Annotated in this window: 14 protein-coding genes; 3 read left to right on the plus strand and 11 right to left on the minus strand. The window is 66.7% G+C overall.

The features are described 5' to 3' along the window. Positions 1 to 24 precede the first annotated feature (24 nt). Positions 25 to 1,584 (plus strand): polynucleotide adenylyltransferase PcnB, encoded by a 1,560-nt coding sequence (gene pcnB / locus D5041_RS19420; protein ID WP_265259098.1) that lies wholly within the window; start codon positions 25 to 27, stop codon positions 1,582 to 1,584. 30 nt (positions 1,585 to 1,614) lie between these two features. After that, positions 1,615 to 2,151: a 2-amino-4-hydroxy-6-hydroxymethyldihydropteridine diphosphokinase gene (gene folK / locus D5041_RS19425; protein ID WP_010106579.1), complete on the plus strand. Its 537-nt coding sequence runs from the start codon at positions 1,615 to 1,617 to the stop codon at positions 2,149 to 2,151. A 179-nt stretch (positions 2,152 to 2,330) separates the two neighbouring features. On the opposite strand, the gene hemP is transcribed toward folK, so the two are convergent. From hemP to rpiB, 11 genes are all read right to left on the minus strand, one after another. Next, complete coding sequence (hemP, locus tag D5041_RS19430; RefSeq protein WP_265285524.1) at positions 2,331 to 2,558, minus strand: hemin uptake protein HemP; 228 nt, start codon at positions 2,556 to 2,558, stop codon at positions 2,331 to 2,333. A gap of 149 nt (positions 2,559 to 2,707) precedes the next feature. After that, on the minus strand, positions 2,708 to 3,844 hold the full coding sequence (gene gbd, locus D5041_RS19435) for a 4-hydroxybutyrate dehydrogenase (RefSeq protein ID WP_265282900.1): 1,137 nt from the start codon (positions 3,842 to 3,844) through the stop codon (positions 2,708 to 2,710). 187 nt (positions 3,845 to 4,031) lie between these two features. After that, complete coding sequence (locus tag D5041_RS19440) at positions 4,032 to 4,664, minus strand: protein phosphatase CheZ (RefSeq protein WP_010106585.1); 633 nt, start codon at positions 4,662 to 4,664, stop codon at positions 4,032 to 4,034. A gap of 4 nt (positions 4,665 to 4,668) precedes the next feature. Beyond that, positions 4,669 to 5,055, minus strand: a complete 387-nt coding sequence (gene cheY, locus D5041_RS19445; protein ID WP_010106588.1) for a chemotaxis response regulator CheY — start codon at positions 5,053 to 5,055, stop codon at positions 4,669 to 4,671. Between the two features lie 82 nt (positions 5,056 to 5,137). After that, positions 5,138 to 6,064 carry a flagellar motor protein MotB gene (gene motB, locus D5041_RS19450; RefSeq protein ID WP_265259100.1) on the minus strand — a complete coding sequence of 309 codons (927 nt, stop codon included), beginning with the start codon at positions 6,062 to 6,064 and terminating at the stop codon, positions 5,138 to 5,140. Positions 6,065 to 6,091: 27 nt separating this feature from the next. After that, positions 6,092 to 6,955 (minus strand): flagellar motor stator protein MotA, encoded by an 864-nt coding sequence (gene motA / locus D5041_RS19455; RefSeq protein WP_265259101.1) that lies wholly within the window; start codon positions 6,953 to 6,955, stop codon positions 6,092 to 6,094. Between the two features lie 206 nt (positions 6,956 to 7,161). Beyond that, positions 7,162 to 8,118: a sugar-binding transcriptional regulator gene (locus tag D5041_RS19460; protein WP_010103579.1), complete on the minus strand. Its 957-nt coding sequence runs from the start codon at positions 8,116 to 8,118 to the stop codon at positions 7,162 to 7,164. Positions 8,119 to 8,231: 113 nt separating this feature from the next. Further along, complete coding sequence (locus D5041_RS19465) at positions 8,232 to 8,990, minus strand: SDR family oxidoreductase (protein ID WP_010103580.1); 759 nt, start codon at positions 8,988 to 8,990, stop codon at positions 8,232 to 8,234. Between the two features lie 34 nt (positions 8,991 to 9,024). After that, a complete protein-coding gene (locus D5041_RS19470; RefSeq protein WP_265285525.1) occupies positions 9,025 to 10,026 on the minus strand; it encodes a substrate-binding domain-containing protein in 1,002 nt (333 codons plus the stop codon). Positions 10,027 to 10,184: 158 nt separating this feature from the next. Beyond that, positions 10,185 to 11,189 (minus strand): substrate-binding domain-containing protein, encoded by a 1,005-nt coding sequence (locus D5041_RS19475; RefSeq protein ID WP_010103581.1) that lies wholly within the window; start codon positions 11,187 to 11,189, stop codon positions 10,185 to 10,187. Positions 11,190 to 11,318: 129 nt separating this feature from the next. Next, complete coding sequence (rpiB, locus tag D5041_RS19480) at positions 11,319 to 11,789, minus strand: ribose 5-phosphate isomerase B (protein ID WP_265282897.1); 471 nt, start codon at positions 11,787 to 11,789, stop codon at positions 11,319 to 11,321. 282 nt (positions 11,790 to 12,071) lie between these two features. Between rpiB and dhaL the strand changes: the two genes are divergently transcribed. Then, complete coding sequence (gene dhaL / locus D5041_RS19485) at positions 12,072 to 13,865, plus strand: dihydroxyacetone kinase subunit DhaL (RefSeq protein WP_265285526.1); 1,794 nt, start codon at positions 12,072 to 12,074, stop codon at positions 13,863 to 13,865. Positions 13,866 to 13,871: the final 6 nt, after the last annotated feature.

Here is a 13,871-nt window from a genome sequence, read left to right on the forward strand (position 1 = left end):
GCTGCCTGCGTTCACTGCATACCCATGATCAAGAAGTTCATCGACAAGCTGCTGGGCAAATCGACGCCCGGCGCCCCGGGCAGCAAGCCGCATTTCGGCAAGCGCGAAGAGGTTCCGGCCTCGGTCCACGGAATCGACCCCGGTCTGGTGGACCCCCACGCCGCCGAGGTCGTGGCCACGCTCAAGCAGGCCGGGTTTGACGCCTACATCGTCGGCGGCGCCGTGCGCGACCTGCTGCTGGGCCTGCGCCCCAAGGACTTCGACGTGGCGACGAATGCCACGCCCGAGCAGGTCAAGCGCCTGTTTCGCCGCGCCTTCATCATCGGCCGGCGCTTTCGCATCGTGCACGTCGTGCATGGCCGGGGCCGCGAGCATGAGGTGACCGAGGTCGCCACCTTCCGCGCCTACCTGGACAACGCCGCCGCGGACCAGGTCGCAGGCAACGAGAAGACCAGCCGGGCGCAGTTGTCGGGCATGCAGCATGCCGTGGACGCCAGTGGCCGCGTGCTGCGCGACAACGTCTGGGGCCCGCAGGACGAAGACGCCACGCGCCGCGACTTCACCGTGAACGCCATGTACTACGACCCGGTGGGCCAGATCGTCGTCGACTACCACAAGGGCCTGCGCGACGCCAAGAAGAAGACCTTGCGCATGATTGGCGATCCGGCCGCGCGCTACCGTGAAGACCCAGTGCGCATCCTGCGCGCCGTGCGCTTTGCCGCCAAGCTCAGCCCCCTGGGCTTTGGCATCGAGGCCAAAACCGCCGCCCCGCTGGTGCAGTCGCAGGCGCTGCTCGCCGACGTGCCGCAGAGCCGCATGTTCGATGAAATGTTCAAGCTGCTGCAAACGGGCCACGCCATCGCCACCATCGGGCAACTGCGCAAGCTCGGCCTGGCCCGGGGCATCTACCCGCTGCTCGACCTGACCGTGGAACGTGCCGAATCGGCCCTCGTGCAGGCCGCGCTGCTCGACACCGACCGCCGCGTCGGCCAGGGCAAATCCGTGGCCCCGAGCTTTCTGCTCGCCTGCGTGCTCTGGGAGGACGTGCGCCGGGGCTGGACCGGGCGCCTGAACCAGCGCCAGCACCCACAGCCCGCGCTGCAAGAGGCCATCGACGAAGTGTTCGAGCAGCGCATCGGCGAGGTCTCGGGCCGCGGCAAGCTGGCCGCCGACATGCGCGAGATCTGGGCGCTACAGCCACGCTTTGAAAAGCGCGTGGGCAACACCCCGTTTGGCATGCTGACGCAGCCGCGCCTGCGCGCCGGTTTCGACTTCCTGCGCCTGCGCGCGGATATCGGCGAGGTGTCGGAAGCCCTGGCCGCGTGGTGGCAGGACTTCCAGGATGCCGACGACGAACGCCGCCAAGACCTCATGGACCAGGCCCGTGAAGAGCAAAAGGCGCGCCCCAAGGCCCCGCCCGTCGCGCGGCGCTTGCCACGCAATGCGCCACCCGCCGTGGCCGCAGATCCGGAGCCGGCGCTGCCAGCGCAAGACCACGCCCCCAAGAAGCGCCGCCGCCGGCGCCGCAAGCCCGATGGCGCTGCCGATGGCGCCGGGAACGACACGGCAACCCCGCTGGACTGAGAGCCCGCAGCGCCGGCCCACCACCACCCCATGGCCGAACCGACCGCAGCCCCGCTGGTGCCCGTTTTTATCGGCCTGGGGGCGAACCTGGGCGAGCGCGAGCGCAGCCTGCGCGCGGCCCTCGCGACCATGGACGGCCTGCCCGGAACGCGCGTGCAGCGCGTCTCCCCCCTGTACGGCAGCGCCAGCCTGTACGCGCAGGGGCCCGACTACCTCAACGCCGTGGCCGAACTGCGCACCACCCTCGCGCCCGGGCCGCTGCTCGCGGCGCTGCAATCCATAGAACGCGCCGCAGGCCGCGCGCGCCCCTACCGCAACGCGCCGCGCACATTGGATCTGGACATTCTGTGGTTTGGCGACTTGGTCATCGACAGCGCGGACCTGGCCGTGCCCCATCCCCGCATGGCCGAACGCGCCTTCGTGCTGCGGCCCCTGGCGGATCTGGCGCCGGAGCGCATCGATCCAGCCGCTTTGCAGGCCGTGGCAGGGCAGCCGATCAGGCAGTTGCAAGGCCCGGACTGGGCCGCTGGCAGCTCAATGGAAACACCCCGCATGGGGCGCGGGTGAGGTGCAGCGCCAGGGGAATCCGGGGCCGTGAACCCGGTCAACCCCGCTGCTGGTATGGGCAAAAAAAAAGCCTGGCTACGCGGGCAAGCCCGTTGGCTGGCTTTAAAAACGACTCTTGCGGGCTCGTTGATGAACCCGGGAGTCGCCCCACGATGAAACGGACAACCGTCGGCGGTTCCTTATTTGGTCAGGATCAGCTTGCCCAGCTTGGTGGCCTGCAGGCGGTACACCGAGCCGTTGTGGCTGATGGTCACGGCCTTCTGGCCCTGGAGCAGGGTGCTGCTGTCGAAGGAAAAAGCCATGGTCCCTGCGCAACGGGCGGCGGCGTCGGCGGCGCTGGGCACCCCTGCCCTGTCGGCGGGGACGGGATGCAGAAGCGGGAAGGAGGAGGTCATGGAGGCTTGCATGGGGTTTTCCTGTGGCATTGCGGGGTGCTTTCAGGAAATGATAACGATTCGCAATTGCAAGTCAAGCGAATTCTGCGCTTCTGCCGCCGACGGCCCGCCCGGGTGTTTCCGCGCGCTTGCGTGGTGGATGGCTGAATTGGGCGCTACAGCTACAGCGCCGCGCTCAGGATGTCCCGGTAATCCTCGGGCGTGGCGACGCGCGGATTGGTTTTGTGGCAGTGGTCCGCCATGGCGCCGGCGATGATTGCGTCGAACATGGCGCGCGTCACGCCCAGCGCGGCCAGGCCCGTGGGCAGGTCCAGGCGGGCGTTCATGGCGCGGATGGCGTGCGCAATATCGCCGCCAGAGGCCAGACCCATGGCGTGGGCCATGCGCTCCAGGCGCTGTTCTTTCTGCACCGACTCGGCCTCGGCGTTGAAGCGCACCACGGCCGGCAGGAACAGGGCGTTGAGCGTGCCATGGTGCAGGCGCGGGTCGATTCCACCCAGGCTGTGGCTGAGCGAGTGCACGGCGCCCAGGCCCTTCTGGAACGCCAGGGCGCCCTGCATGCTGGCGCTCATCATGTGCAGGCGCGCGCCGCGGTCGGCGCCGTTGCGCGTGGCCTGCTCGATATGCGCCCAGCCGCGGGCCAGGCCGTCGAGCGCAATGCCGTCGGCGGGCGGGTTGAAGGCGGCCGACATGAAGGTTTCCATGCAGTGCGCGATGGCGTCCATTCCCGTGGCCGCCGTGAGCTGGGGCGGCAGGCCGAGCGTGAGTTCGGGGTCGCAGATGGCGGCCTTGGGCAGCAGGTGCCAGGAGTGAAAACCGAGCTTGCGCTGGTCGTCGACGATGAGGATGGCGCCGCGCGCCACCTCGCTTCCCGTGCCGCTGGTGCTGGGCACGGCGATCAGCGGCGCGGCGCGCTCGGTGATGCGCGGCGCACCGCCCTCGATGGTGGCGTACTGCCTGAGCGGCCCGGCGTGCGTGGCGGCAATCGCGATGCCCTTGGCACAGTCCATGGCCGAGCCACCGCCCACGGCGACCAGGCCGTCGCAGCCCTGGGCCTGGTAGATCTGCACCGCGGCGCGCACGGCGGCTTCTGTGGGGTTGGAGGGCGTCTGGTCGAAAACCGCCACAGGCAGGTCGTGCAGCGCGTCGAGCGCCTTCTGCAGCACGCCCGCGGCCCGGACCCCGGGGTCCGTGACGACCAGCGGGCGCGTGATTGCGGCGCGCGCGCATTCCTGCCCGAGCAAGCCGACGGCGCCGAATGCAAACTGGATCTGGGTGAGGTAGTGGATGAGAGCCATGGTGTGTGGGGTGCGGTCGGGCCCGGGGATGCAACTACCGGACACTCTACAAGCCGCAAGGGCGGCAGGACACAAAGCAAACCCGCATCCCCTGGCCTGATCCGTCGCGTCAGCGACAGCGTGGGTGGCACCGGCACACGCGGGCGGCGGGCGCGTTGCGCGCCGCCTCCCTCCGGAAGAGGCGATGTCAGAACCCCAAACTGGCGAGCAAGTCGTCCACCTGCGACTGGTCGGTGACCACGTCGGGGGTGTTCTGCGGGTCCACCACCGGCCCATGCAGGCGCGCGCGCGCAGACTCCACGGCAGCAGCGGCGGCGGGGGGCGACGGCGCGGTCTGTATGAGCAGTTGCAGCAGTTGCTCTTCCAGGGTGGACGCCAGATGCACCACACGGGCGATCACCTGGCCCGTGAGGTCATGGAAATCCTGCGCCATCATGATTTCGGTCAGATGCGTGTCGGCCTCGCGCGCCACGCGCTCGACATCGGAGAGGAAATTCATGATTTCCCCCCGGGCCACGGTGGCCACCGGGTCCTTCACCAGGGACGCCCCCACGCGGCGCGCCTCGGCGGCGATGTAGTCGTTCTGCGTCTTCGCCTGGTCCACGCGGTTGAGCACTTTTTCCGCGGCTTCACCGGTCAGGCGGGCGATGTACGACAGGCGGCTCTGCGCGTCGGGCAGTTCGCCCATGGAACTGCGCAGTTTCTCCGCGTAGCCCAGTTCGTCGAGCGCGTCGTGCAGTTGGCGTGTGAGCACGCCGATTTTTTGGCGCACGGCAACGGGCGGGGCAGGCTGCGGGCTGTCGTCGGGTATGTCTTGCATGGTGTCACAACCCCATCTTCTTCAGAATCAAGGTCACTTTCTCTTCGAGCGTCGCCTTGGTGAAGGGCTTGACGATATAGCCCGCCGCCCCCCCCTGCGCGGCCGCGACGATGTCTTCCTTGCGCGCTTCGGCCGTGACCATCAGAACCGGCAGGTGCTTGAGCTTGTCGTCCTTCTTGATCTCGGCGAGCAGTTGAAAGCCGTTCATGTTGGGCATGTTGATGTCGGTCACCACGAAATCGAATCTGCCGTTGCGCAGCTTGTGCAGCGCGACAACGCCGTCTTCCGCCTCGTCGGCATCGGCAAATCCGCTCTCCTTGAGCAGATTGCGCACGATGCGCCGCATGGTGGAGAAGTCGTCAACGATCAAAAAACGCAGGGCAGTGGTCACTGGAGCCCCTTTCGGTCGGAACAGATTGCAGGGATTGTCATGATTGTCATGGGAGGGTGGTTTGGGCGGCAAGCCGTGGTCGTTACCTGTCGGGCGCGGGATGCTCCTGCTTTTCATCGAGCAGCGCGGCTGCGGGGATTGCGGGAAGCCCCTTGCCCATGAGCCGTTCTTCGGCCTCCTGGGTCAGCACGGTGATGGTGATGCGCCGGTTCGCGGGCGCGCGCGGGTTCTCCGGCACCAGCAGGTCGCTGGCCGCCAGGCCCACGACGCGGCCCAGCTTGGCGTCCGGCATGCCGGCCGAGACCAGTTCGCGGCGCGAGGCATTCGCGCGGTCCGCCGAAAGCTCCCAATTGCTGTAGCCCCGTTCGCTGTTGCCATAGGGAACGGCGTCGGTGTGGCCTGCCAGGCTGATGCGGTTCTCGACACCGCCGAGCGCAGCGCCGATCGCGTGCAGGATGTCCCGCATATAGGGTTTGACCAGCGCGCTGCCGCTGTCGAACATCGGCCGGTTCTGCTCGTCGGTGATCTGGATCAGCAGGCCGTCGGGCGTCATGTCGATGCGGATCTGCGAGCGGTATTCGCTCAGCCGGGGGGTCTCGGTGATCAGTGCGGCGATCCGGGCCTGCAGGGACTCGATGCGCTCGCGGTCCTGCCGCGCGCGTGCGGCTTCGAGTTCCATGCGGCGGCGCTTGGCCTCTTGCAGGCCCAAATTCCGGTTCTGGCCATGCGCCCGGGTCAGATCGTCGCCGCCCCCGGGAATCACGCTGGAGCCGTTGCTGGTCTTCTCGCCACCGGTCAGCGCCGTTTTCAGGGGCGCTGCGAAATAGGCCTGAATCCCCTGCAGTTCCTCCTTGGCAGTCGAGCTCAGCAGCCACATCAGCAGGAAGAACGCCATCATGGCGGTCACGAAGTCGGCGTAGGCGATCTTCCAGACGGCGGAATGCCCGGCGTGGCCGCTCTTTTTGACGCGCTTGATGATGAAGGGGGGTGGGGGTTTCTTTTCAGCCATGGCGACGTGCTGGCTAGTGGCGGGTGGCTACGACTTGCGGCCCTTGACATGCCCCTCCAGCTCCAAGAAGCTGGGGCGCACGCAGGAGAAGATCACCTTGCGGCCAAACTCGATGGCCGTCGTCGGGTTGTACCCCTGCATGCTCGCCAGCAGGGTGGATTTGATGCACTGCAGTTCCTTGGACGCATCCTCGGTCTTTTGCTCGACCAGGCCGCCCAGCGGCTCGACCACCCCGTAAGCGAGCAGGATTCCGAGGAAGGTGCCGAGCAGCGCCGAGCCGATCATGCTGCCGAGCACCGCAGGCGGCTGGCCCACGGACGCCATGGTGTTCACCACCCCGAGCACGGCGGCAACGATCCCGAACGCGGGCAAGGCCCCGGCCAGACGGGCCAGCGCGGCCACGGGGGCGTGCGCCTCCTGGTGGTGGGTTTCGATCTCGTTGTCCATGAGCGCCTCGATTTCGTGCGCGTTCAGGTTGCCCGAGACCATCATGCGCAGATAGTCGGTGGTGAACTCGACGACGTGGCGGTCGCTGCCCACTGTCGGGTACTTCCTGAAGATCTCCGATTCGTGCGGCGCCTCGACGTCCTTTTCGATCGCCATCAGCCCTTCCTTGCGCGCCTTCTGCAAGATCTCGTAGAGCATGCTCATCAACTCCATGTAGCGTTCCTTGGTGTACTTGGAGCCCTTGAGCGCCAACGGGATGGCGCGCAGCGTGGCCCGGAGCACCTTGGGCTGGTTGTTCACCACGAAGGCGCCGAGCGCGCCACCCAGGATGGTCACGATCTCGAAAGGCAGGGCCCGGAGGATCACGCCCATGTTTCCCCCATGCACGACGTACATGCCGAAAATGCAGCCTAGGCAGACGATGTAACCAATGATGACGAGCATGCTTTGAACTTGTTGGGCGACAGCCCGGGCACGGTGCAACAGGCAAGGCTGCAGTCAACGCAATTCCGCCGAAGGTTACTGCAAATGTAGAGGATTACCGGGCTCAAAAGACCGTATGAAAGCCGCCAATACAGGGCTTCTCCGGTAAAAATGGAAAGCAATGACTGAAGCCCCGGGCGCACGCGTCCGTTCGCGCGCGGGCGCCTTCAGCGCGCGGAGTTCATCGCCGCTTCCAACTGCAGGACGGCAGCAGCGTTGCCCGCCGTCGTCGCCAGGGTATCGATGGTCCCGGTGCGCAAGGCCCCCAGGATCGCCGTCACCTTGCTGGTTTCGGCGGCCACCGCGATGACGTTCGGGATGCGCTGCAGGTCATCGCGCGTCAGGCCGATGACCCGTCCCTGCATCGGCGTCGGCGCCGGCCGGCCATGGATGTCGATGAAGTCGTAGCCCATCATGTCGCCGACCGTTCCTGCGCGCCTGGCCTCGGAAATCTCCTGCGCGCTGAACCAGCCCATGCGCACCATGTTGCTGTCCACGCTGACGTCGCCAACGCCGATGAGCGCGACATCGGCACGCCGGGCCTTGTCCAGCGTGTGGCGCACGGTGTCGTTTTCGAGCAGCGCCCGGCGCACCTGCGGGTCGCCGACCAGCGCCGGCGCGTACAGGGATTCGGACTTGCCGCCGAAGCGCGCGGCCAGCCGGCGTGCGATGTGGTCCGCGTTCATGGCCTCGCCGCCCCGGTACGAACCGCCGATGGCACTCACGAAGTTGCACTCCCTGCGGGTGGTCGACATGGCGTGCTCGGACACGCAAGACAGGTTGCGCCCCATCCCGACGGCGACCACGCTGCCGTCGAGCAGGATGCGGTCGAGCTCGCTCGCGACCAAGCCCGCGAGCAGTTCGCGCTGCTTGTCGGAATCCTTGTGGTCCACCGCGATCAGCGCGCGCTGGATGCGAAAGCGCTCGGTCAGCTGGCGCTCGAGGTCGGCGGCAAAGATCGCGTGCGGACGCACCCGGATCTCGACGATGCCCTCCTCGCGCGCGCGGCGCAGCAAGCGGCCCACGGTCGCCCGGGAGATGCCGAATTGCCTGGACAGATCATCCTGCGTGCAGCCGTCGACGTGGTACAGGGTCGCCAGCTGTGCCAGTTCGCTTTCGGTCATGGGGCACGGGGCCTCATTGGATCGTGTAGCCCCCGTCGATGACCAGGTTCTCGCCCGTGATCATGCCCGCGTGCCCGCTCACCAGGTACAGTTCGGTCATGGGGCACGGGGCCTCATTGGATCGTGTAGCCCCCGTCGATGACCAGGTTCTCGCCCGTGATCATGCCCGCGTGCCCGCTCACCAGGTACAGGATGGCTGCGGCGATCTCGGCCGGCTGCGCGAAGCGGCCGGTCGGGATTTTCTTCTTCATGGCCTCGCCGACCTCGCCGGCCCAGGCCCTTTTGCCCAGCTCGGTTTCGACCACGGTCGGCGAGACCGCGTTCACCGTGATTCCCAGCGGCGCCCATTCGAGCGCCAGCACCTGGGTCAGGGACACCAGGGCGGCCTTGCTCGCGCAGTAGGCCGCGTGCCGCTCGAGCGCAATCACGCTGGCCTGCGACGCCAGGTTGACGATGCGCCCCCCACCCTGCCCCGCCATCACCGGGGCGACGGCCTGGGCCAGAAAAAACGGCGCCTTCAGGTTGATCGCCATGGTCTTGTCCCAATCGGCCTCCTGCACCGCGTCGGCCCGGTCGAGCAGCCCCACGCCGGCATTGTTGACCAGGATGTCGATGCGCGCGAAACGCTCCAGCGCACGACCCACGGCGGACTTGAGTTGCGTGGTGTCGGCCACGTTGCAGACCACGGCGAGATGCTGTCCCGGCAGCTGCTGCGCCAACGCCAGCACGCTTTCGCTGAGGTCGAGCAGCACCAGCCGGGCGCCCCGGTCGGCAAAGAGTTCGGCCACCGCAAGGCCGATTCCCGAGGCGCCGCCGGTGATCAGCGCCACCTGGCCCGAAAGATCGAAAGCCCGTTCGAAAGAAGAAGACATGGAGATCAAGCCCTGTGCTGCGTTGTTTGCTGCGTCATTTGCTGCGTTTGACCAAGAGCGCGTCCGCATTCTGCAGCGTGATCCGCGTCCAGGGCACGTTGTACTGCCGGGCCGTACCGTCGCCCCAGTGCAGCCCCTCTCTGGCGTAGTCTTCCCACACGGTCGCACGCGGCTTGTAGCCGGGCCCGACGAGATGGCGCAAGAGCACGTCCAGCCCCCCCTGCGCCTGGCCTTGCGCGTCCTGCAGAATGCTCACCATAGTGCCTTCCTTCACGGCCTTGATCGCGTCCGAAATGCCGTCGATTCCAGCCACGGGAATCGACTTCGGCGACAGCCCCCGGGCCTTCAATGCATCGATCGCGCCGAGCGCCATTTCGTCGTTCTGGCCAATGATTCCGTGGATCTTCCCGGCGTGCACCGTGAGCCAGTTCTCCATCAGCGCCAGGGCTTCGGCACGCGACCAGTTCGCCGTCTTCATCTCCAGCACGTTCACGTCCCTGTAGCGCGCAACCACCGTCTGGTTGCCCTTGCGCCGCTCGATCTGCGCGGACTGCCCGATCGGCCCCTCGATGATGAGCACATTGCCCTTGCCGCCCATGGCCTTGATCACGACCTCGGCTTCCAGTGCGCCGGCCACCGTGTCGTCGGAGCCGACATAGGAAACGAGTTTCTCGCTGTTCACGCGGGCGTTCGAGCCGACCACGGGAATCTTCGCCGCAACGGCCTTGTCCACCGCCTGCGCGCCGGCCTGGCTGTCGATCGGCACGAATAAAATCCCGTCGAATTTCTGCGTGATCATCGTGTCGAACTGGTTGTTCTGCGTCTGCGCATCGTATTTGCCGTCGAATACGGTGATCTTGACGCTGCCGTCCTGGACTGCGGGGTGCTCCTTCAACGCATTCGCCCAGAGTTGCATGAACTCGCCCTTGAGGCCGTAGACGGCGGCTCCTATCCTGTAGACCTTTTGCTGGGCCGCGGCCGGGGCCGCAAGGGCAAGCACGGCCGCGGACACGGCGATGAGCTTGAGAAATCGCATGGCCAGATCTCCTTGGGAATGGAATGGACGACGGGGGACGGTGTCGCAGGTCAGACCTGCTGCACGAGACATCGAGTCGCCCCGCCGCCACGATGATGGCACCTTTGATGACCTGCTGGCAATTTGCTGCTGTTACTACTTGAGCGGCTGTTGCTCTATTACTTGCTGCGCTTGGCCAGGAGCGCGTCCGCATTCTGCAGCGTGATCGGCGTCCAGGGCACGTTGTACTGCCGGGCCGTGCCGTCGCCCCAGCTCAGACCCTCGCTGGCGTAGTCGTTCCACAGGGCAGCGCGTGGCTCGTAGCCGGGCCCGACGATGTGGCGCAAGAGCACGTCCAGCCCTCCCTGCGCCTGGCCCTGCGCGTCTTGCAGGATGCTCATCATGTGGCCTTCCTTCACGGCCCTGATCGCATCCGTCACGCCGTCGATTCCGGCCACGGGAATCGACTTCGGCGACAGCCCCTTGGCCTTGAGCGCCTCGATCGCGCCGAGCGCCATTTCGTCGTTCTGGCCGATGACTCCGTGGATCTTCCCGGCGTGCGCCGTGAGCCAGTTTTCCATCAGCGACAGGGCTTCGGCGCGCGACCAGTTCGCCGTCCTCATCTCCAGCACCTTCACGTCCTTGTATTTGGCAAGCGCCGCCTGGTTGCCCTTGCGCCGCTCGATCTGCGCGGACTGCCCGATCGGCCCCTCGATGATGACCACGTTGCCCTTGCCGCCCATGGCTTTGATCACGGCCTCGGCCTCCAATGCGCCGGCCACCGTGTCGTCGGAGCCGACATAGGAGACGAGCTTGTCGCTGAGCACGCGGGCGTTCGAGCCGACTACGGGAATCTTTGCTTCGGCGGCCTTTTCCACCGCCTGCGCACCGGCCTGGATGTCGATCGGCACGAACAAAATCCCGTCAAATTTCTGCGTGACCATCGTCTCGAACTGGTTGTTCTGCGTCAGCGCATCGTACTTTCCGTCAAAGATGGTGAGCTTGACGCTGCCGTCCTTGACTGCGGGGTGCTCCTTCAAGGCATTCACCCAGAGCTGCATGAACTCGCCCTTGAGGCCGTAGACGGCGGCTCCTATCTTGTAGGGCTTTTTCTGCGCTGCGGCCGGGGCCGCGGCGAGGGCAAGCACGGCCACAGAAACGGCAATGAGTTTGAGGAATCGCATGGGCAGGTCTCCTTGGGAGTGGAATCGACGAAGGGGGAAAGGGGAAGGAAGTCGCAGTCCAGGCCGGCTTCTTGTGCGGGGCATCGGGTAGTAACTGGGGAACGCGCCAGAACACCGGAGATGCCTTGCTCAGGCGCCCGGTGCGCGCGGCAGCGCCGCCTGCGCGCGCTCGTAGTCGCTGATCGCAGCGACCTTCAGCGCCGACCTGCCGCCGTCAAAGGCCGATTCGAGGAAACGATCGACGATGGATTTCGCGAGTTCCGCGCCGATCACGCGCGCACCCAGCGTGACGATCTGCGCGTCGTTGCTGCGGCGTGCGCGCTCGGCCGAATAGGTGTCGTGGGCCTGCGCCGCCCGGATTCCCCGGACCTTGTTGGCCGAAATCGCCATGCCGATGCCGGTGCCGCACAGCAGCACACCGCGCTCGTGGCGGCCTTGAACGATCGCCTGCGCCACGGCGATTGCAATGTCCGGATAGAGCACCGGCGCATTGTCATGGGTCCCGAAGTCGATGACTTCATGCCCTTGCGCGAGCAGGTGCTGCCGGACGATGCGCTTCAGATCGCAGGCCGCTTCGTCGCAACCAATGGCTATGTTCATGGTGTTTCTTCAATAGTACAAACGATCATGCAAAGATCATTTGGTCAGGCAGTATTCTCAGGACCCACGCGCTTGTCAAGCGCGTGGGTCCCGGGAAAATAAGGAAAAGCCGCACAATCTCCTGATTTCCACAGGAATTTTCGTAGAAATCAGTATTTACCACGGGGTTTCTCCCAGCCATCCTCAATTGACACCCTGTTTCCGCCAGATCAAAATGATCACATACAGAACATATGGTTATCAATCGGCCGCTTCCTACGGCCTTTCGATGGAGACATTCGCATGACGACGGGCAATCGCGTAATCAACGACCCCGATTTGGTGGTCGAAGACATGCTTCGGGGCTTCCTCGCGGCGCACGCCGAGACCCTGTGCGCGAATGCGGACAACGCCCGGGTGGTGCAGCGCATCGGCGCCCGGCAGCCGGGCCGGGTGGGCATCGTCACGGGGGGTGGGTCGGGCCATGAGCCCGCCTTCCTGGGCTACGTCGGCGAAGGGCTGTGCGACGCGGTCGCCGTCGGCGAAATCTTCTCCTCGCCCACGGCCAGGAGCTTTTATGACGCGATGCGCGCGGCCGACGGCGGCGCCGGCGTGGCCTGCCTCTATGGCAACTACGCGGGCGACAACATGAACGTGAAAATGGCCGTGCAGATGGCCGCCCGCGATGGCATCCGCGTGCAAACCGTGGTCGCCAACGACGACGTGCCGTCGGCGCCGAAAGGCGACGAAGCGAAACGCCGCGGCGTCGCCGGCGAGATCCTGATGTGGAAGGTCGCCGGCGCCAAGGCCGCGCAGGGCGCCAGCCTCGACGCGGTGGTCGGCGCCGCGCAAAAGGCCATCGACAACACCCGCAGCATCGGAATCGGCCTGTCGGCCTGCGTGATCCCGGCGGTCGGCAAGGCCAACTTCCAGATCGAGCCCGGCAACATGGAACTGGGGATCGGCCACCACGGGGAACCCGGCATCGGCGTGCAGCGCACCCCGAGCGCCGCCGGGATGGCCGAAATCATGCTGGACGCCGTCCTGCCCGACCTGCCCATCGTCCGGGGGGAGCGCGTGGCGCTCCTGGTCTCCGGCCTGGGCGCGACGCCGCTGATGGAGCTATACATCCTCTACGCCGAGCTGTCCCGCCGCCTGGACGAGCGCGGCATCGCGGTGGCTTTCCAACGGGTCGGCAATCTGTTCACGTCGCTGGAGATGATGGGCGTGACGCTGACGCTGATGCGGCTCGACGACGAACTCGAGGCCTGCCTGAGAGCGCCCTGCTGCTCGGTGGGCATGACCGTGCCCGGCACGCACGGCGCCCCCGCGCAGGCGCATTGGTCGGACACGGTCCGGGGCAGGGTCGCAGCGCCTGCCGTGCAGCCGCCGCTGCCGGAAACCCGCCGCGCGGTGCCGGCGCCGCCGCGCACATGCCAGGGCCCCTGCGTCGCGCTCGACGGCGCGGGGGGCATGGTGCGCGAGCTGATCGCCGCCATCGTCGAAAACCGCGGCTTCCTGAGCGAAATCGATGGCCTGATCGGCGACGGCGACCACGGAATCAACATGGCCAAGGGCTTTACCGGCTGCGGCGCACGGCTGGATGCGATCGGCCCGGAACGCGCCGCTTCCTTGCCGGCAGCGCTCGAGCAGCTGTCGCAGGCGCTGATGGACGACATCGGCGGGTCCATGGGGCCGCTGTACGGCAGCTTCTTCCTCGGCTTCGTGAACACGCTGGAGGGCCATGCACAGCTCGACGCGGCCTTGTTCGGCGAGGCGCTGGCCAGCGCCATCGCCACCGTCCAGACCCTGGGCAATGCCCAGGTCGGCGACAAATCCCTCATCGACACCCTGGTGCCGGCGCGCGACGCCTACGCCAGGGCCCTGGAATCCGGGGCCGGCTTCGCCGGTGCATTGCAGGCCATGGCCCGTGCCGCCGAGGCCGGAAAGAATTCCACGAAGAATCTCCAGGCCCGCATCGGCCGCTCCGCCCGCCTGGGCCCACGCTCGATCGGCGTTCTCGACGCGGGCGCCACCTCGTGCTGGATCATCCTGCGCACGATGGCGCAGTACCTCCAGCGCCAACTCGGCGCGTAGCGGCCG

Origin of the sequence: Verminephrobacter aporrectodeae subsp. tuberculatae (assembly GCF_026127385.1) — a bacterium.
GTDB classification, from domain to species: Bacteria; Pseudomonadota; Gammaproteobacteria; order Burkholderiales; family Burkholderiaceae_C; genus Acidovorax; species Acidovorax aporrectodeae.